Consider the following 18,410-nt stretch of genomic DNA (forward strand, 5'->3'; position numbering starts at 1 on the left):
GGCGCGGTCCGCGCACGTCGGCGTAGGCGACGCGCACCGTGCGCCCCAGCCGGTCCGCGACCCGTTCCGCGAGCAGGTCCGCCGTCCTGGCACCCGCCGGGTGCCGGGTGCCGTGCGCGACCAGCAGTATGGTCACCGTGCGGCCTCGCAGCCGGCGCCCGGGTCCAGGGCGAGGCGGTAGCCGCGCTTGGTGACCGTCTGCACCACGGCCGGGGCCCCCAGCTGGGTCCGCAGCCGGGCGATCGCGGTCTCCACGGCGTGCTCGTCGCTGCCGCCCTGCGGGAGGTGGGGCAGCAGGTCGGCGCAGGACATCACCTGGCCGGGGTGGCGGGTCAGGGCCCGCAGCAGGGCCATGGGTCCCGGGCTCACCGGCCGCAGCACGCCGTCCAGGACGACGGCGCTGCCCCGCACCTCGACCAGGTGCCCGGCGGCGGGCAGCCGGGGCGCGGTGGCGGGCAGCCGCTCGGCCAGCTTCCGCACCAGGGCGCCGGTGCGGAAGCGGTCGGGCCAGTAGGCGGGGATGTCGCGGGCGAGCAGCGGCGCGGCCGTGACCGGCCCGACGCAGGCGGCCTGGGGGCGCCCGCCGCGCAGGGCGCGGGTGAGCGCGTCGCCCCCGCCGCGCTCCTCGGCGCGGGCGTACAGACCGGCGGCGGCCAGGGCGCTGGTGAAGGTGACCGCGTCCACGCCGCCCGCCTCGATCGCGTCGAGGAGCCGGTCGAGCGGGCCGGGGTCGAGCGGGCCCGTCCACCGGTAGACGGGCACCGGGACGACGTCGGCTCCGGCGGCGCGCAGCGCGTCGAGGAAGTCGCGCAGCGGCTCGCCGTGCAGCTGGACGGCGACGCGCAGGCCCGGGAGGTCGTCGCGGGCCAGCAGCCGCTCCAGCACCTCGGTGGACGACTCGGAGGCCGGCGACCAGGCTTCGCGGAGCCCGGCGGCGCGGAGGGCGCCGCACGCCTTGGGGCCGCGGGCCAGCAGCTCGCCCGCCGCCAGCGCGCCGCGCAGTGCCTCGCCGGTGCCCCAGCCGTCCGCCGCCTCCATCCAGCCGCGGAAGCCGATCCCGGTGGTGGCGACGGTCACCCGGGGCGGGCGGGCCACCAGCTGTGCGGTGGCGGCGCGGAGTTCCTCGTCGTCGGCGAGGGGCACGAGGCGCAGCGCGGGCGCGTGGACGACGTCCGCGCCGCGCCGCTCCAGCAGGGTGCCCAGTTCCTCGGCCCGGCGGGCGGCGGTCACCGCGACGGTGAACCCGGCCAGCGGCGGCACGGGTCTTGTGCGGCTCGGAGACGGTGGGGGCACCGCGGCTCCCTTCGTGTGCGGTGGGGACTGTGGGCTCATCCTCGCCCGGCAGCCGTTTCCACCGTGTTTCCGGCGGGCGTAACCTCGATCACTCCGGCCGTCAGCCGGACGCGGTGGACGGGCAGCCGCACGCCCGGGTCGTCCAGGCAGCGGCCGGTCTCCAGCGCGAAGGTCTCCTTCCCCAGCGGCCCGGTCACCACCGGCACGCCGTCGCGGTCGCCGACGATGCCGTGGCAGATGACGGGTGCCCCGCTGAACGGGTCGAGGTTGCCCAGCGCGTGCACCTCGCCGGTCCGCAGCCGGAAGAGGGCGACGGCCGTTCCGTCGGGCAGCAGCGCGGCGCGGCCCTGTTCGACGGGCAGCGCTTCCAGGCGGCACAGGGGGGTCCACAGGGCGGTGTCGTGGGTGGTGACGGACATGGCGGGCTCACCTTTCCTTGGCTGGAGGGGTCGGGACGGGGAGCAGCACCGGCACCGGCTGCTCCCGCTCGACGGCGAAGGAGATCGCCGGGTCGGGGGTGCCGGGCGCGTTGACGAACGAGGTGAAGCGGGCCAGCTTTTCCGGGTCCTCAAGGACGCCGCGCCACTCGTCGCGGTAGTCGGCCACGTGCCGCTCCATGGCGGCGTCGAGTTCGGCGCAGATGCCGAGGCGGTCGTCCAGGACGACGGCGCGCAGGTGGTCGAGGCCGCCTTCGAGGTCCTCCAGCCAGGCGGCGGTGCGCTGGAGGCGGTCGGCGGTGCGGATGTAGAACATCAGGAAGCGGTCGATGGTGCGTACGAGGGTGTCGTGGTCGAGGTCGGACGCCAGGAGCTGGGCGTGGCGCGGGGTGAAGCCGCCGTTGCCGCCCACGTAGAGGTTCCAGCCCGCCTCGGTGGCGATGATGCCGAAGTCCTTGCTCCGGGCCTCCGCGCACTCGCGGGCGCAGCCGGAGACGCCCGCCTTGAGCTTGTGCGGGGCGCGCAGCCCCCGGTAGCGCAGCTCCAGTTCGACGGCCAGGCCCACCGAGTCCTGGACGCCGTAGCGGCACCAGGTGGAGCCCACGCAGGACTTCACCGTGCGGACGGCCTTGCCGTAGGCGTGCCCCGACTCGAAGCCCGCGTCGGTCAGGCGCTTCCAGACGGCGGGGAGCTGTTCGAGGCGGGCGCCGAGCAGGTCGATGCGCTGCCCCCCGGTGATCTTGGTGTAGAGCCCGAAGTCGCGGGCCACCTCGCCCAGCACGATGAGGCGGTCGGGGGTGATCTCCCCGCCGGGGATGCGCGGGACGACCGAGTAGGTGCCGTTGCGCTGCATGTTGGCCAGGTGGCGGTCGTTGGTGTCCTGGAGGCCGCCGCGTTCGCCGTCGAGGATGTGGGTGCCGCTGTCGCGGGAGGCGAGGATCGCGGCGACGGCGGGCTTGCACACGTCGCAGCCCCGGCCGCGCCCGTGCTCCGCGATCAGCCGCGAGAAGGTGGTGATGCCCCTCGCGGCGACGATCTCGTACAGCTCGGCCCGCGAGTGGTCGAAGTGCTCGCACAGCGCCTTCGACTGCTCGACGCCCGCGGCCTCCAGCAACCGCCCCAGCGCGGGCACGCAACTGCCGCAGCCCGTCCCCGCCTTGGTGCGGGTCTTGAGCGCGGCCACGTCCGCGCAGCCCTGCCCGGTGACGGCCTCGGTCAGCGCGCCCTTGGTGACGGCGTGGCAGGAGCAGATCTGCGCGTCGTCCGGCAGCGCCGCGATCCCCGCCCCGGCCGGGCCGCCCCCGGCGGCGGACTCGGGCGCCAGCAGCGTCGCGGGGTCGGCGGGCAGCGCGCTGCCGACCAGCGGGCGCAGCAGCGGGTACGCGGAGGTGTCGCCGACGAGGATGCCGCCCAGCAGCGTCCGGGCGTCGTCGGAGACCACCAGCTTGCCGTAGGTGGCGGCCACCGGGTCGTTGAGGACGACCTCCAGCGCCCCGGGCGTGGTGGCGTGCGCGTCACCGAACGAGGCCACCCCGACGCCGAGCAGCTTGAGCCGGGTGGCGGTGTCGGCGCCGGGGAAGGTCGCCCCGCCCCCCAGCAGCCGGTCGGCGACGGTCTCCGCCATGGCGTAGCCGGGCGCGACCAGGCCGAGGGTCCGGCCGTCCACGCACGCCACCTCGCCGACCGCCCACACGTGCGGGTCCGTCACCGACCGGCACGCCTCGTCCACCACGACACCGCCGCGCTCCCCCACCGCCAGACCGGCCCGGCGGGCCAGTTCGTCGCGCGGGCGCACCCCGGCGGCGAAGACGACGACGTCGGTCTCCACCCGGGTGCCGTCGCTCAGTTCGACGCCGCACACCGCGCCCGTCGCCGGGTCGGTGACCACCCGCTCGGTCGCCGTCCCGGTGCGGACGGCCACGCCCAGCTCCTCGACCATGCGGCCGAGCAGCGCCCCGCCGCCCTCGTCCAGCTGGACCGCCATCAGATGCGGGGCCGTCTCCACCACCTGGGTGGCCAGCCCCAGCAGCCGCAGCGCGTTGGCGGCCTCCAGCCCCAGCAGCCCGCCGCCGACGACGACACCGCACCCGGTGGCGGAGCCCTCGGCCGCCGCGCGGATGGCGTCGATGTCCTCTAGGGTGCGGTAGACGTAGCAGCCGGGCGCGTCGCTGCCGGGCAGCGGCGGGACGAACGGCCGCGACCCGGTGGCCAGCACCAGCGCGTCATATCCCAGGCGGCTGCCGGACGCGGTGACGACGGCCCGCCGCGCGGTGTCCAGCACGGTCACCGGGTCGCCCGTCCGCACGTCCACGCGGGCGGCGTCGTGCGCGGGCAGCCGCAGGGCCTCCTCGTCGGCGCCGTCGAAGCAGGAGGAGAGCGCCACGCGGTCGTAGGCGGGCCGCGGCTCCTCACCGAGGACGGTGACGTGCCACCCGCCGTCGGTGTCGCGCGCGGTGAGGGCCTCCACCAGCCGGTGGCCGGCCATGCCGTGGCCGACGACGACGAGCCGGCGCGGGCCGGAGCCGGAAGTCCTGGGGTACGTGTCGTTCATGGCGGGTCACCTCGAGGCGGTCGTCACGGGAGGGGCGGGAGGGGCGGCAGGGGTGATCGGCGCGGGGTCCGACAGGTCCGCGGGGTCCGGCCTCGCTGCGGGGTCCGGCACGGCTGTGGGCGCCGACGTGTCCGCGGGGGCCGCCGGGGCGGCCGGGGCGGCCGGGGCGGCCGGAAGGCGAGGGGGCGCCGGGTCGGTCTCGGCCAGCCAGGCGGACAGCTTCTCCACGGCGGTGCGGCAGCCGCCGCAGCCCGTGGTGGCGCGGGTGGCCGCCGCCAGCTCGCGCGGGGAGCGGGCGCCCTCGTGCCAGGCGGAGCGCAGCGCCCCCTTGGTGACGCTGTTGCAGCGGCACACCATCGCGTGGTCGGGCAGCGCCTCCGGACCGCCCGCCGCCTGCGGGGGCAGGGCACGGCCGAGCATGAGGGCGAGCCGGTCGGAGGGCGCGGGGGCACCCTTGTCGAAGAGCTGGACGAGCCCGGCGGCGGCGTCGGGAACGCCCAGCAGGATGGCGCCGGTCACCCGGTCCCCGTGCAGCACCAGCTTGGCGTAACGCTCCCGTGCCGGGTCCTCCAGCCGCAGCACTTCGGGGCCGCCCTCCTCCGCCAGACCGTCGTCCTCCACGAACGGGTCGCCCAGGCAGGCCAGTTCGACGCCGGCGGCCTTGAGCCGGGTGACGCTGGGGGTGCCCGGATAGCGGGCGTGGGGGTCCTCGCCGGTCAGCCGCGCGGCGAGGACGGCGGCCTGTTCCCAGCCGGGCTGGACGAGCCCGGGGCCGGCGTCGGCGCAGTCCCCGAGGGCGTGGATGTCCGGGTCGGAGGTGGTGAGCGCGTCGTCCACGGCGATCCCGGCGGGTCCCACCCGCAGCCCGCACTCCTGGGCGAGCGCCACGTTCGGCCGTGCGCCGGTGCACAGCAGCAGCCCGGCGGCGCGCAGCAGCCCCCCGTCGTCCAGGTGCAGCCCCACCCCCGTCTCCCAGCGCACCGCCGCGACACCGAGCCGCTGCTCGACGCCCGTACGGCGCAGCGAGCGGCCCAGCATCCGGCCTGCCGGGGCGTCCACCTGCCGGTCCATCACGTACGGCGCCGGGTGGACGACGGTGACGGCGACCCCGCGGGCCACCAGCGCCCTGGCCGCCTCCAGACCGAGGACTCCGCCGCCGAGCACCGCGATCCGCGCTCCTAGGGCCCGCGCCCGGTCGGCGAGGCGGCGCAGCCTGCGCGCGTCGGCGAGGGTGCGCAGCGCGGTGACGTCCCGCGCGGGCGCACCGTCGTCCCGGCGCAGTCCGGCCAGCGGGGGGACGGCGGCGTGCGCGCCGGTCGCCAGCACGAGCCGGTCGTAGGGGAGTTGCCGTCCGCCGGCGAGGGTGACGGTACGGACGGCCCGGTCGACGCCGGTGACGGTGGTACCGGTACCGAACCGCTCCCGTTCCCCGCCCCCGGGCCCGAGTCCGTGCCCGTGCCCGTGCCCGTGTCCGTATCCGTGTTGACCGCGTCCGCGTCCGCCTCCGTGTGGACCACGTCCGTGTTCGCGTCCGCGTCCGGCCCCGGCTCCGGTCCCGTGCCCGGCCGCACCGCCGTCCCCGTGACCGTCCCCACGACCTGCCCCGTGCTCGCGCCCAGCCGCGCCCTTGCCACCGGCCTCTTCCCGGAGGCCGAGGTCGTCCCCGTCCCGCGGGCCGAGGTCGTCCTCCGTCAGCGCACCGGACAGCAGGCCCGGCAGCAGCACCCGGTTGTAGCCGCCGACCGGCTCGTCGCCCAGGACGGTCAGCCGCACCCGCCGGCCCAGCGGATCGCGGCGGCGCACCTCCTGGCACAGCCGCGCACCGACCATCCCGTTGCCGACGACCAGCACCCTCGTCACCCGGCTCACGCGGCCTCCCCGCTCCCGCCCCGCACGGCCGGTTCCCCGTTCGCGGCGGACCCGGCGCCGTCGGCCCGCTCCAGCCGTACGGCGCACAGCTTGAACTCCGGCATCCGGCTGACCGGGTCGAGCACCGGGTTGGTCAGCGCGTTGGCCGCGCCCTCGCCGGGGAAGTGGAAGGGCAGGAAGACGGTGTCGGGCCGCAGGCTCGGCACACAGCGGGTGCGGGCCAGCACGCTGCCGCGCCGCGAGACGACCCGCGCGGTCTCCCCCTCGGCGAGCCCCGCCCGGCGTGCCGTGTCCGGGTGCACCTCGACGTGGACCTCGGGCACGGCGGCGGCCAGCTCGGGCACCCTGCGGGTCTGCGCCCCCGACTGGTAGTGCTCCAGCAGCCGTCCTGTTGTGGCGTACAACGGGTGGGCGGCATCGGGCAGTTCCCCGGCGTCCCGGTGCTCCACGGGCAGGAACCTCGCCCGCCCGTCGGGATGCGCGAACCGCTCCAGGAACAGCCACGGGGTACCGGCCCAGGAACCGGAACCGGAAGCGGGACCGGAACCGGAAGCGCTGTGAGTGCTGGTGCCGGTGCTGGTGCCGTACGCCTCGGCAGGCGCCGCGCCGGGCGGGGCTCCGGGCGCCGTTCCCGGGGCCGGGTACGGGAAGGCCGTTCCCGGGGCCGGGTCCGGGACCGCTCCGGTGTCCGCGCGCCGTACGGGCCAGTGCACCGCCGTGCCGGCTTCCAGCAGTTCCGGTGCGGCGCCCGCGTAGTCGGCGGTTCCGCCCTCGGTGGCGCGGCGGATTTCGGCGAAGACCGCGTCGGGGTCGGTGGGGAACTCCTCGGGCGACCGGCCCAGCCGGACCGCCAGCCCGCGCAGCACCTCCAGATCGGTCCGGACGCCCGGCGGCGGCGCCTGCGCGGCCCGCCGCCGCAGGACGCGGCCCTCCAGGCTGGTCATCGTGCCCGTTTCCTCGGCCCACATGGTGACCGGCAGCACCACATCCGCCAGCTCGGCGGTCTCGGAGCGGACGAAGTCGGCGACGACGAGCGTCTCCAGCGCCCGCAGCCGCTCACCCGCGCGGCGCGAACGCGGCGCCGAGACCGCCGGGTTGGAGCCCATCACCAGCAGCGCGGCCGGGCCCTCGGGGGTGCCCAGCGCGTCCAGGAGTTCCCAGGCGCTGCGTCCGGGCCCGGGCAGCGAGTCGGCCGGTACGCCCCAGACGCGGGCGATGTGCGCCCGGTCGGCCGGGGCGGAGATGTGCCGGTAGCCGGGCAGTTGGTCGGCCTTCTGCCCCATCTCGCGGCCGCCCTGTCCGTTGCCCTGGCCGGTGAGGCAGCCGTAGCCGGAGCCGGGGGTGCCGGGCAGGCCGAGGGCGAGGGCCAGGTCGATCCAGGCGGCGACGGTGTCGGTGCCCTTGCTGTGCTGTTCGACGCCGCGCCCGGTCAGGATGTGCGCGCGGCGGGCGCGGGCCAGTACGGCGGCGGCCCGGCGCAGGTCCGCCGCCGCCACTCCGGTCAGCCGCTCCGTGCGCTCCGGCCACCAGCGTGCCGCGCACCGCCGTACCTCCTCCCAGCCCACGGTCCGCCGCGCGCGGTAGGCGCGCCGCCGGGGCGTGTCCAGGTGGCCCTCGGTCAGGGCGACGTGCAGCAGCCCGAGTGCCAGCGCCAGATCGGTGCCCGGCGCGGGCTGGAGGTGCAGCCCGCCGGCGTCGAGTGCCGCCTCGGCGGTGGCCGTGCGGCGCGGGTCGACCACGATCAGCCGTGCGGGGTCGAGGTGGCCCATGAGCGGCGGCATGGTCTCCGCCGGGTTGGCGCCGGCGAGGACGACGGCCTCGGAGGCGTCCAGGTCGGTGACGGGGAACGGCAGCCCCCGGTCCAGGCCGAAGGCCCGGTTGCCGGCCGCGGCGGCCGACGCCATGCAGAACCGGCCGTTGTAGTCGATCTGCGAGGTGCCGAGCGCGACCCGGGCGAACTTGCCGAGCGCGTACGCCTTCTCGTTCGTCAGCCCGCCGCTGCCGAAGACGGCCACGGCGTCCGGCCCGCGCCGGGCGCGCAGCGCGCGGAAGCGCCGCGCCACCAGACCGAGCGCCTCGTCCCAGGAGGCCGTACGCAGCGGCTCGCCCTTCGCGTCCCGTACCAGCGGGGTGGTCAGCCGGTCGGGGGAGGTCAGCAGGCGGGCGGCCGTCCAGCCCTTGCGGCACAGGCCGCCCCGGTTGGTGGGGAAGTCGCGCGGGGTGACGGTGAGGCCGCCGGCGTCCGGGCCGGGCGTGAGGGTCATGGCGCACTGGAGTGCGCAGTAGGGGCAGTGGGTGGCGGTTCCCCCGGTCACGACCGCATCTCCCGCGCCCGCGCCCGCTCCCGCGTACGCCCCCGTGGCACGTCGTTCCGCCGACTCTCCCGTGGTACGTCCTCCCGCCGGCTCTCCCGCGGTGCGGCGGCCGGAGCGGAGGACGGCCCTCCGTCCGCTCCCGCGTCCAGCCCCCCGTCCGGTCCCGCGTCCGGTCCGCCGTCCAGCCCCCCGTCCAAGCGGCCTGCTCCAGCGGCGGGACGCGCGCGCCCGGCGGCGGGGCGCCGCAGATACGCCGCCCAGGTCACCGCGACGCACACCCCGTAGAACAGGAGGAAGGCGGCGATGGCGGCGCGGGCGTCGCCCGTCATCCGGTACGACTCGCGGAAGGCGAGGTTGATGCCGACCCCGCCCAGCGCCCCCACCGCGCCGGAGACGGCGATCGCGGCCCCGGACGACCGCCGCGCCTCGGCGCGGGCCGCCTCCGGATCGTGCCCGGCCTCCACCGCGTCGGCGGCGCGCGCCGCGTACCGGGCGGGGATCATCTTGTACGTCGAGCCGTTGCCCAGCCCGGTGAGGACGAACAGCACCACGAAAGCGGCCACGAAGGCGGCGAACGAGCCGGCGGTGGCGGCGGCCAGCGCCCCGGCCGCGCCGCACGCCAGCGCGAGGAACATCCACGCGGTGACCCGCGCCCCGCCGAACCGGTCGGCCAGCCGCCCGCCCAGCGGCCTGCTGAGCGATCCCAGCAGCGGGCCGAGGAAGGTGAGCGCGGCGGCCTGCGCCGGGCTCTTGCCGAAGTCGTTCTGAAGCACCAGCCCGAAGGCGAACCCGAAGCCGATGAACGAGCCGAACGAGCCCACGTACAGCAGGGAGACCGTCCAGCAGTGCCGGTCCCGCAGGGCCGCGCGGTAGGCGCCGTAGTCGGTCGTCCCGGTGGCGAGGTTGTCCATGCGGCGGTGCGCCAGCAGCGCGGCCAGCAGCAGCGCCGGGACGAATAGCACGGGCAGCGCCTCCGGGTGCGCGGCCCCGGCCGTGGCCGCCACCAGCAGCCCGAGGAGCTGCACCGTGGCGACGCCGAGGTTGCCGCCCCCGGCGTTCAGCCCGAGCGCCCAGCCCTTCTCCCGCTCCGGGAAGAACCGGTTGATGTTGACCATGGACGAGGCGAAGTTGCCCCCTCCCGCGCCCGCCGCCGCCGCGCACAGCAGCAGCACCCACAGCGGCGTGTCCGCACGCCGCACCAGCACGGCCGCCAGCGCCACGGGCACCAGCAGGACCAGCGCGGAGAACACCGTCCAGGTGCGGCCGCCGAACCGGGTGACGGCGAACCCGTAGGGCAGCCGCAGCAGCGCGCCCACCAGCGAGACCACCGACACCAGCAGGAACTTGTCGTCGGCCGACAGGGCGAAGCCCCGCGCGGGCGTCATGAACAGCACCAGCACCGACCACAGGCTCCAGACGGCGAACCCCACGTGCTCGGCGAACACCGAGAGCCACAGGTTCCGCCGCGCGATGCGACGCCCCTGCCCGGCCCAGAAGTCCGGGTCCTCCGGCTCCCACCGGGTGATCCACCCTGCGCTCACGTCGGCCTCCTGTCCGATCGACGGAACCCCGACGCTAGGAAGCCCCTGTTACCGCTTCCGTGTCCGCACGTAACACCCACGAAAGCGACTGCTCACGCGGCGGAGGGTGCCGGTGTGAGGGGCCTGGACGGGGCGGGGACACCCCCACGGAGCGATGAATAACGGCGCTCCGGGTGGTCTGTATGGACAGGCTCCGTGCGAGACCCGCACCCGGTGACCAGGAGGTCGCACCATGCAGCAGCCGCAGAAGATCAAGACGTTCCTCTGGTACGACAAGGAGGCGGAGGAGGCCGCCGAGTTCTACACCTCCCTCTTCGACGACTCCCGCATCGTCGGGACCACGCACTACGGCGAGGCCGGGCCCGGCGAGCCCGGCTCCGTGATGACCGTCGACTTCCAGCTGGCGGGACAGCGGTTCGTCGCGCTCAACGGCGGCCCCGAGTTCACCTTCACCGAGGCCGTCTCGCTCCAGGTGGACTGCGACTCCCAGGAGGAGGTGGACACGCTCTGGGAGAGGCTCACGGCCGACGGCGGCCAGGAGGGGCCCTGCGGCTGGCTCAAGGACAGGTACGGGCTCTCCTGGCAGATCGTCCCGCGCCGCCTGCTCGAACTCCTCGGCAGCGAGGACGAGACGCGCGCCGCGGCCGTCACCCGCGCCATGCTCACCATGAGAAAGCTCGACATCCCCACCCTGGAGGCCGCCGCCGGCCGATGACCGCGCCTGCCTGGTCCACACCTCGCGGGGCGGGACGAGCGCCCACGGACAGCAGCGGCACGGGGCGCGGGTACCCCGCGGGGTGCGCGGGACCCCGCGCCGTCAGGCGCGGTGGGTCGCGGTGATCCAGCGGTCGAGGGCCGCACGCGCGGCCCCGGAGTCGATGGACTCGGCGGCCGCCCGCATGCCGGCGGCGAGCTGCTCGGCCAGCGGCCCCTCCCCGGGGGAGAGCGCCACCAGCGCGGCGGCGGAGTTCAGCAGCACGGCGTCCCGTACGGGCCCGCGCTCCCCGTCGAGCAGCCGCCGCGCGACATCCGCGTTGTAGGCCGCGTCGGCGCCGCGCAGGGCCTCGACGGGTACGAGTCCGACGCCGACGTCGCGCGGGTCGAAGCTCTCCTCGCGCACGGTGCCGTCCCGTACCACCCACACGGTGGAGGTCGCCGTGGTCGTCAGCTCGTCCAGTCCGTCGTCCCCGCGGAAGACCAGCGCGGAGGAGCCGCGGGCGGCCAGCACGCCGGCGATGATCGGCGCCATCCGCGCGTCGGCGACGCCGGTCGCCTGGGCGCGGACGCGGGCGGGGTTGGTCAGCGGGCCGAGGAAGTTGAAGGGGGTGGGGATGCCCAGGTCCTTGCGGGCCGAGGCCACATGCCGCAGCGAGGGGTGGAAGCGCACCGCGAAACAGAAGGTGATGCCCGCCTCGGCCGCCACCTCGGCCACCCGCTCGGGGCTCAGCTCCAGGTCGACGCCGAGCTTCTCCAGCACATCGGAGGCGCCGCTGGCGCTGGAGGAGGCCCGGTTGCCGTGCTTGACGACCTTCACACCGGTGCCGGCGACCACGATCGCGGACATGGTCGAGATGTTGACGGTCCTGGCCCGGTCGCCGCCGGTGCCGACGATGTCCACGGCGGGCCCGGGCACCTCGATGGTCCGCGCGTGCCCGTACATCGCCCGGACGAGGCCGGAGATCTCCTCGACGGTCTCGCCCTTGGCCCGCAGCGCCACCGCGAACCCCGCGATCTGCGCGTCGGACGCCTCGCCCCGCATGATGCGGTCCATGGCCCACGCGGTGGCGTCCTCGCTGAGGTCCTCGCCGGCCAGCAGCGCGCTCAGCACGTCGGGCCAGGTGTGCGCCGCCATGGTGTCGCCTCCGGCGGGGGTAGCAGCGCTCATGGGAACCACATCCTGGCAGTAGACCGACGTGAATGGTGCCGCCACCCTATCGACTCCGCGGGGTGCCACGGCCGCCAGTTCACCGGGTGGGACCGCCGGTGTGCGCGCCGTTCCCGCCGGGCGCGGGCGCCCATGCGGAAGGGGCCCGCGGGACGTGCCCGCGGACCCCTTCCGCTGTGGCGGTGTCAGCTGTCAGCAGCTGCGGTCAGTGGTGCCCGTGGCTGCTCTCGATCTCGCGGTACTCCTCGCGCGTGGGCTTGGGGATCTGCCCCGATTCGCCGTAGTAGCCCTTCGAGAGGCGGGCCCGCAGCTTCTGGCCGCGGGTGAGCTTCCGCTCGACCCCGTTCTCGTCGGTGCGGGGCCCGATCTCCAGGGGCGCGTACTGGTCGTGCGCCGTGAGCGTGTGCAGCTGCTCCTGGGACAGCGGCTCGTGGATCTCCACGAACTCACCGTGCGGCAGCCGCTTGATGGTGCCGGTCTCCCGCCCGTGCAGGACCTTCTGCTTGTCCTTGCGCTGGAGGCCCAGGCAGACACGCCTGGTGATCATGAAGACCACGACCGGCAGGACGAAGAACGCCACCCGCACGAACCAGGTGATCGCGTTGATCGACAGGTGGAAGTGCGTCGCCCACAGGTCGTTGCCGCCGCCCACCAGGAGCACGAAGTACCAGGCGATCCACGCGGCACCGAACGCCGTACGGGTCGGTGCGTTGCGCGGCCGGTCGGCGATGTGGTGCTCCCGCTTGTCGCCGGTGACCCACGCCTCGATGAAGGGGTAGACCGCGATCGCGACGAGCACCAGCGGGAAGACGATCACCAGCGGGATGGCCACGCCGAGCACCAGCGTGTGACCCCAGAAGTCGACCTCCCACCCGGGCATCACCCGGATGAGGCCCTCGGAGAAGCCCATGTACCAGTCGGGCTGCGCGTTCGTGGAGACCTGGTCGGGCCGGTAGGGGCCGAGCACCCAGATCGGGTTGATGGTGAACAGCGCCGCGATGGCCGCGATGACACCGAAGACCAGGAAGAAGAAGCCTCCGGCCTTGGCCATGTAGACCGGCAGCAGCGGCATGCCGACCACGTTGGTGTTCTTGCGGCCTGGGCCCGCGAACTGGGTGTGCTTGTGGTAGAAGACCAGGATCAGGTGCGCCACCAGCAGCCCGAGCATGATGCCCGGCAGCAGCAGGATGTGGATCGAGTAGAACCGCGCCACGAAGTCGTCGCCGGGGAACTCACCGCCGAAGAGGAACATCGACAGGTACGTGCCCACGATCGGCACGGACAGGATCGCGCCCTCCATGAAGCGGACACCGGTGCCGGAGAGCAGGTCGTCCGGCAGCGAGTAGCCGGTGAAGCCGGTGAACATGCCCAGCACGAAGAGCAGGAACCCGAAGACCCAGTTGACCTCGCGCGGCTTGCGGAACGCCCCCGTGAAGAAGACGCGCATCATGTGCACGAACATCGCCGCGAGGAAGATCAGCGCCGCCCAGTGGTGGATCTGCCGCACCAGCAGACCGCCGCGCACGTCGAAGCTGATGTCCAGCGTCGACTTGAACGCCTCCGACATCTGCACGCCCTGCATCGGCGTGTAGGAGCCGTGGTACTCCACCTCGTTCATCGACGGGTGGAAGAACAGCGTCAGATAGACACCCGTCAGGATGATGATGATGAAGCTGTAGAGCGCGACCTCACCCAGCATGAAGGACCAGTGGTCCGGGAAGATCTTGCGCATGTTGGCCTTGGCGAGGCTGTAGATGCCCAGCCGCCCATCGGCCCAGTCGGCGACCCGCTCCCCCGCGGGCGCCTTCTTCTTGCCCTCGGCAGCCGAGCTGCCCTGGGTCTCGCTTGCTGTACTCATCCGCGCTCCCAGAAGGCCGGACCGACGGGCTCCTCGAAGTCGCCCTGCGCCTCGAGGTAGCCGTCCTTGTTGACGCTGATGTTGAGCTGCGGCAGCGGGTGGCCGGCCGGCCCGAAGAGCACGCGCCCGGCGTCGGCCAGGTCGAACGTCGACTGGTGGCACGGGCACAGGACGTGGTGGGTCTGCTGCTCGTAGAGGCTGACGGGGCAGCCGACGTGCGTGCAGATCTTCGAGAAGGCGACGATGCCCTCGTGCGACCAGTCCAGCTCCCGCTTGTCCTTGATGTCCTCCGGCTCCAGCCGGACGAGCATCAGGGCCGCCTTGGCGATCTCGTTCTGGAAGTCCTCGTCGTGGTGCTCCAGGCCCTCGGGACGGGCGAAGGTGAGCGAACCGACGGCGATGTCCTCGGGGCGGAGCGGCTCGTTGGTGTTCTCGTTGACGAGCAGCTTGCCCTTCTTCCAGGCGGTGTGCCGCAGCTTGTCCTCGGGCAGCGGACCCAGGTCACGCAGCAGGACGACACCGGAGAGCGGCACCAGGGCCACCGCGCCGAACATCGTGTTGCGGATCAGCTTCCGGCGCCCGATCGCGGACTCCTTGGCACCCTGCTTGAAGTCCGCGATGACCTTCTCGCGGACCGCGGGCTCGGCCGCGATGGGGTGCCGCTCGTCGACCATCTCCTCGTCGGACATCAGCGTGCGGGCCCAGTGGACCGCGCCGGCGCCGATGCAGAAGAGGGCCACGCCGAGGGTGAGACCGAGCGCGAGGTTCAGCGCGCTGACGTGCCCGAGCGGCCAGACATAGATGATCTTGTCGATCGGGAAGGCCACGAAGGAGGCGATGAAGCCGACCGTGGCCAGCATGGACAGGGTGAAGAGGAAGGCCACGGCGCGCTCGGAGCGCTTGGCGGCCCGCTCGTCGATGTCCTGGATGCGGTGCTCGTGGGGCGGCAGCCCCGGGTCGGCGAACGGATCGTCCTTGCGCGCCAGCTCGCCGTGGCTCTTGTCCTGCGCACCGGGCAGGTTCTCGTCTGACACGTTCTCGTGTGGTCCAGTCTCGCTACTCATGACTTCTTGGCCTTTGCGGTCCGAGCGGCGACCCAGACGGCCACGGCCACCAGCGCGCCGATACCGAAGATCCACGCGAACATGCCCTCGGCCACGGGGCCGAAGCCGCCGAGCTTGAACCCGCCGGGGCTCTCGGACTTGTCGCTGTTGACCGTCTTCAGATAGCCGACGATGTCCCGCTTGTCCTTCTCGGGCAGCGCACCGTCGGTGAAGGACGGCATGTTCTGCGGCCCCGTCTGCATGGCCTCGTAGATGTGCTTCTCGGAGACATCGCCGAGGTCGGGCGCGAACTTGCCGTGCGTGAGGGCACCGCCCTCGCCGGTGAAGTTGTGGCACTGCGAGCAGTTGGTGCGGAAGAGGTCCCCGCCCCGGGCGACATCGGCACCGCTCGGGTCGTACATCTCCTTGGTGGGCTTGGTCGGGCCCGAGCCCAGCGAGGCGACGTACGCGGCGAGCTGGTTGATCTCGTCCTGGCTGTAGATCTTCTTCTTCCGCGGCACCTGGGCGCCGGGCTGCTGGGCCGGCATGCGGCCGGTGCCGACCTGGAAGTCCACCGCCGCGGCCCCGACACCGACCAGGCTGGGACCGTCGCTGGTCCCCTGGCCGCCGGTTCCGTGGCAACTGGAGCACCCGGTGGCGTAGAGCTTCTTGCCCTCCTCGATGGCGAGGGACTTACTCGACTCCTGCTCGGCCTTGGCCTCACCCGCGGGAGCGAACGCGGTGTACAGCCCCCCGGTGGCCGCCAGCGCGAAGAGTAGAACGACAAGCGCCGCCAGCGGATGGCGCCGTCGTGCGGAGAGCTTTTTCACGGATTACCCCGGTGTCAGGATCTTCTCGTCGATGCAGTGTCTGTCCGTCTGTCCGTCTGTCCGCCCGCCCGCGCGGTACGGAGCGCGGCGGTGCCGCGCCCGTGCGGTTACCGGATCAGGTAGATCGTGGCGAAGAGGCCGATCCAGACGACATCGACGAAGTGCCAGTAGTAGGACACGACGATGGCGGCGGTGGCCTGGTGGTGCGTGAACCGCCTGGCCGCATAGGTGCGCCCCAGGACGAACAAGAAGGCGATGAGGCCGCCTGTCACGTGCATCCCGTGGAAGCCGGTGGTCAGGTAGAACACCGATCCGTACGGACTCGAGGAGAGCGAGGTGCCCTCCTTGACCAGTTCCGTGTATTCGAAGACCTGGCCGCCGATAAAGATCGCACCCATGATGAAGGTGACGATGAACCACGCACGGAGCTTCTTCACGTCCCCCCGCTCGGCAGCGAAGACGCCGAGCTGACAGGTGAGGGAGGAGAGCACCAGGATCGTGGTGTTCGTCGCCGAGAACGGAAGGTTCAGCTCGGAGGCGTGCTCCTTCCAGTAGTCGGCGCCGGTCACCGACCGGAGGGTGAAGTACATCGCGAAGAGGGCCGCGAAGAACATCAGCTCGGAACTCAGCCAAATGATGGTTCCGACACTGGTGAGGTTCGGCCGGTTGACCGACGGGTGCGCGTGCCCGGTTTCTACTGCTGTTGCTGTCGCCACGACCGACATTATGTCGGTCGCTTATCCCGGCCTCACTTCGGGGGGTCCCGTTCGGTGTGTTGGTACCGCCGACCGCCGCCGTGCCCTGCGCCGACGCGCACCGCACGGCCCGCGGGGCGGCCCGCACACCACCCCGTACGGCCCGGTACGGGCACGGTCGGACCGGTGTTGACGGTGCGTCGGAGGGAGTAGCATCCGAGCCCAGCGGTTCACCCGACACACGACGCGGAGGAACGATGCAGCCGACCGCCACGGTGCTGGTCTACAGCGACAACGCCACCACCCGCGAACAGGTGCGGCTCGCGGCCGGGCGCAGGCCCGCCTCCGACGTGCCCGAGGTCCGCTATGTGGAGTGCGCCACGCTGCCCGCGGTCCTGGCCACGCTGGAGGAGCGGCACGTGGACGTGTGCGTGCTGGACGGGGAGACGGCCCCGGCGGGCGGGATGGGTGTGTGCCGCCAGATCAAGGACGAGATCTTCGACTGCCCGCCCGTGCTGCTGCTGATCGGCAGGCCGCAGGACGCCTGGCTGGCCACCTGGAGCAGGGCCGAGGCGACCGTCTCGCACCCGGTTGACCCGGTGGCGCTGGCCGACGCGCTGGCCGGCCTGCTGCGGGAGCGGGCGGCCAAGGGAACCCTCGCGCGGGCCTGAACCAGGCCCCGTCCGGCTGCCGGTCCGCTCCAGGTCCGGTCCGGCCCGCCACCGCTTACGATGCCGTGCGCCCGCCTGTCCTCCTTTTGGGGGACAGGCGGGCGCGTCCTGTGTGTCACACCTGGGGGCGCAGGCGCGCGGCGTCCGCGGGGCCGCCGCCCTCGGGCCTGCCGCCTTCGACGGCACTGCCCGCACGCCACTTCTTCCAGTCCAGGTTCCAGTCGCCGAAACCGTTGCCGAAGGGGGCCATGGTCTCCCCCGCGGTGTTGACGTGCTGCACGATGTCGCCCTGGTGGACGGTGTCGAAGAACCACTTGGCGTTCGCGCTGCTCATCCCGGTACAGCCGTGACTGGTGTTCGAAACGCCCTGGGAGCCCACCGACCAAGGGGCTCCGTGCACGTACTCGCCGCTGTTGGTGAGGCGGGTGGCCCAGTGGACGCCGAGGTCGTAGAAGTCGGAGGCGCCGATGCTGGCGCTGGTCATCCGCACGTACGGCTCCTTGGTGAGGATCACCTTGATGCCGTTGCGGGTCTCGTAACCCGCCTTGCCCGTGGTGATGGGGATCGTGTGGATGGTCCTGCCGTTCTTCCTGACCGTCATGCGGAGCGAGGAGGCGTCCGCCACCGCGACTATGCGGTCACCGGTTCTGATCCGGACGGGTTTCGCCTTCCCGCCGTAGAGACCCTTGCGCACCTTCAGCCCTTTGAGTGAAGAGCGGAGCGTGATGGTGGCGTGCGCGGGCCAGTAGGTGCGGGGCCGGTAGTGCAGCTCCTTGCTGTCCACCCAGTGCCAGGAGCCCTCCACGCGGGGCCTGGACTCCACCTTCAGGGCCCGCTCGACCAGCTCGCGCTGCTCGGGCTTCTTGACGGGGCGGCTCAGCTGCGCCGTGAGGGGCATGCCGACACCGTAGGTGCCGTTGTCCGGGCCCAGCTTGACGTCGAGGTGCTCGGACGCGGACCTGGTCTCGAAACGCAGTGTGCGCCGCCCTGGAGCGCCCTCGCCGTTCTCCGTGGAGACCTGGACGGTGTAGCGGGCGCCGGCTGCCAGGGGGCCGGTGCTGCGCCAGGTCCTGCCGTCCGCGGACAGCTCGCCGGGGACCACGCGGCCCGCGGCGTCGGTGGCGAAGACGTCGGTGAGGGTGTCGCCGTTCTCGGAGGCGACCTTGAGCGGCTTCTCGGGATCGACACCGGTGCTGTCGGCACCGGTGCTGACGGAGACGGCGTCGGTGGCGTCGTAGGGGGCGGAGGTGAGCCGGTCCCCGCCGCTGTCGCCCGTTCCGCAGGCGGCGAGGCCCACGGTCAGGGGAGCCAGCAGCAGGGCGCAGCTCTTGACCGCCCGGCGCTTGGTCGTACGGGACAGGAGACGGGGGGATATGACCCCCTGCGGAATCGCGGTGTGCGGCCTGTGACTCATGTGCCCAA

The 18,410-nt window shown here is 73.5% G+C and carries 14 protein-coding genes; 2 read left to right on the top strand and 12 right to left on the bottom strand.

All coding sequences use genetic code 11. The features are described 5' to 3' along the window. Positions 1-132: 132 nt before the first annotated feature. Genes FM076_RS08455 through FM076_RS08480 form a run of 6 tightly spaced genes read right to left on the bottom strand, consistent with a single transcriptional unit; the run spans position 133 to position 10,006 of the window. Positions 133-1,293: a uroporphyrinogen-III synthase gene (locus FM076_RS08455; RefSeq protein ID WP_345944926.1), complete on the bottom strand. Its 1,161-nt coding sequence runs from the start codon at positions 1,291-1,293 to the stop codon at positions 133-135. A gap of 35 nt (positions 1,294-1,328) precedes the next feature. Next, on the bottom strand, positions 1,329-1,712 hold the full coding sequence (gene nirD / locus FM076_RS08460) for a nitrite reductase small subunit NirD (RefSeq protein ID WP_173869306.1): 384 nt from the start codon (positions 1,710-1,712) through the stop codon (positions 1,329-1,331). Between the two features lie 7 nt (positions 1,713-1,719). Continuing rightward, positions 1,720-4,281 carry a nitrite reductase large subunit NirB gene (gene nirB, locus FM076_RS08465; protein WP_173869307.1) on the bottom strand — a complete coding sequence of 854 codons (2,562 nt, stop codon included), beginning with the start codon at positions 4,279-4,281 and terminating at the stop codon, positions 1,720-1,722. Between the two features lie 6 nt (positions 4,282-4,287). Beyond that, positions 4,288-6,150 (bottom strand): FAD-dependent oxidoreductase, encoded by a 1,863-nt coding sequence (locus tag FM076_RS34610; RefSeq protein ID WP_173869308.1) that lies wholly within the window; start codon positions 6,148-6,150, stop codon positions 4,288-4,290. Further along, entirely contained in the window at positions 6,147-8,414 is a 2,268-nt protein-coding gene (locus FM076_RS08475) for a molybdopterin oxidoreductase family protein (protein ID WP_173874602.1), read from the bottom strand. Before FM076_RS08475 ends, FM076_RS34610 begins: the two co-directional genes overlap by 4 nt. Before the next feature lie 47 nt (positions 8,415-8,461). Continuing rightward, positions 8,462-10,006, bottom strand: coding sequence for an MFS transporter (locus tag FM076_RS08480; RefSeq protein ID WP_345944927.1), 1,545 nt, complete (start codon positions 10,004-10,006; stop codon positions 8,462-8,464). Positions 10,007-10,238: 232 nt separating this feature from the next. Between FM076_RS08480 and FM076_RS08485 the strand changes: the two genes are divergently transcribed. Next, a complete protein-coding gene (locus FM076_RS08485; RefSeq protein ID WP_173869309.1) occupies positions 10,239-10,721 on the top strand; it encodes a VOC family protein in 483 nt (160 codons plus the stop codon). Positions 10,722-10,823: 102 nt separating this feature from the next. On the opposite strand, the gene trpD is transcribed toward FM076_RS08485, so the two are convergent. From trpD to ctaE, 5 genes are all read right to left on the bottom strand, one after another. Further along, positions 10,824-11,891: an anthranilate phosphoribosyltransferase gene (gene trpD / locus FM076_RS08490; protein WP_173869310.1), complete on the bottom strand. Its 1,068-nt coding sequence runs from the start codon at positions 11,889-11,891 to the stop codon at positions 10,824-10,826. 205 nt (positions 11,892-12,096) lie between these two features. Further along, positions 12,097-13,749, bottom strand: a complete 1,653-nt coding sequence (gene qcrB / locus FM076_RS08495; protein ID WP_173869311.1) for a cytochrome bc1 complex cytochrome b subunit — start codon at positions 13,747-13,749, stop codon at positions 12,097-12,099. Then, complete coding sequence (gene qcrA / locus FM076_RS08500; RefSeq protein ID WP_173869312.1) at positions 13,746-14,813, bottom strand: cytochrome bc1 complex Rieske iron-sulfur subunit; 1,068 nt, start codon at positions 14,811-14,813, stop codon at positions 13,746-13,748. Before qcrA ends, qcrB begins: the two co-directional genes overlap by 4 nt. Then, complete coding sequence (gene qcrC, locus FM076_RS08505; protein ID WP_173869313.1) at positions 14,810-15,622, bottom strand: cytochrome bc1 complex diheme cytochrome c subunit; 813 nt, start codon at positions 15,620-15,622, stop codon at positions 14,810-14,812. Before qcrC ends, qcrA begins: the two co-directional genes overlap by 4 nt. Before the next feature lie 107 nt (positions 15,623-15,729). Continuing rightward, positions 15,730-16,347 carry an aa3-type cytochrome oxidase subunit III gene (ctaE, locus tag FM076_RS08510; RefSeq protein WP_027736806.1) on the bottom strand — a complete coding sequence of 206 codons (618 nt, stop codon included), beginning with the start codon at positions 16,345-16,347 and terminating at the stop codon, positions 15,730-15,732. Positions 16,348-16,574: 227 nt separating this feature from the next. On the opposite strand from ctaE, the gene FM076_RS08515 reads away from it, so the two are divergent. Then, on the top strand, positions 16,575-16,988 hold the full coding sequence (locus FM076_RS08515) for a hypothetical protein (RefSeq protein WP_173869314.1): 414 nt from the start codon (positions 16,575-16,577) through the stop codon (positions 16,986-16,988). Between the two features lie 115 nt (positions 16,989-17,103). On the opposite strand, the gene FM076_RS08520 is transcribed toward FM076_RS08515, so the two are convergent. Further along, positions 17,104-18,402, bottom strand: a complete 1,299-nt coding sequence (locus tag FM076_RS08520; RefSeq protein WP_173869315.1) for a L,D-transpeptidase — start codon at positions 18,400-18,402, stop codon at positions 17,104-17,106. Between the last annotated feature and the right edge of the window lie 8 nt (positions 18,403-18,410).

The sequence above is a fragment of the Streptomyces albus subsp. chlorinus genome (assembly GCF_013302895.1).
Taxonomy (GTDB): domain Bacteria; phylum Actinomycetota; class Actinomycetes; order Streptomycetales; family Streptomycetaceae; genus Streptomyces; species Streptomyces chlorinus.

What these genes read in the sequence shown, in the direction of transcription:
- qcrA (WP_173869312.1), bottom strand. Translation starts at nt 14,813, where the DNA reads ATGAGTAGCGAGACTGGACCACACGAGAACGTGTCAGACGAGAACCTG.
- FM076_RS08515 (WP_173869314.1), top strand. Translation starts at nt 16,575, where the DNA reads ATGCAGCCGACCGCCACGGTGCTGGTCTACAGCGACAACGCCACCACC.
- qcrB (WP_173869311.1), bottom strand. Translation starts at nt 13,749, where the DNA reads ATGAGTACAGCAAGCGAGACCCAGGGCAGCTCGGCTGCCGAGGGCAAG.
- nirD (WP_173869306.1), bottom strand. Translation starts at nt 1,712, where the DNA reads ATGTCCGTCACCACCCACGACACCGCCCTGTGGACCCCCCTGTGCCGC.
- FM076_RS08485 (WP_173869309.1), top strand. Translation starts at nt 10,239, where the DNA reads ATGCAGCAGCCGCAGAAGATCAAGACGTTCCTCTGGTACGACAAGGAG.
- ctaE (WP_027736806.1), bottom strand. Translation starts at nt 16,347, where the DNA reads ATGTCGGTCGTGGCGACAGCAACAGCAGTAGAAACCGGGCACGCGCAC.
- FM076_RS08475 (WP_173874602.1), bottom strand. Translation starts at nt 8,414, where the DNA reads ATGACCCTCACGCCCGGCCCGGACGCCGGCGGCCTCACCGTCACCCCG.
- nirB (WP_173869307.1), bottom strand. Translation starts at nt 4,281, where the DNA reads ATGAACGACACGTACCCCAGGACTTCCGGCTCCGGCCCGCGCCGGCTC.
- trpD (WP_173869310.1), bottom strand. Translation starts at nt 11,891, where the DNA reads ATGAGCGCTGCTACCCCCGCCGGAGGCGACACCATGGCGGCGCACACC.
- FM076_RS08520 (WP_173869315.1), bottom strand. Translation starts at nt 18,402, where the DNA reads ATGAGTCACAGGCCGCACACCGCGATTCCGCAGGGGGTCATATCCCCC.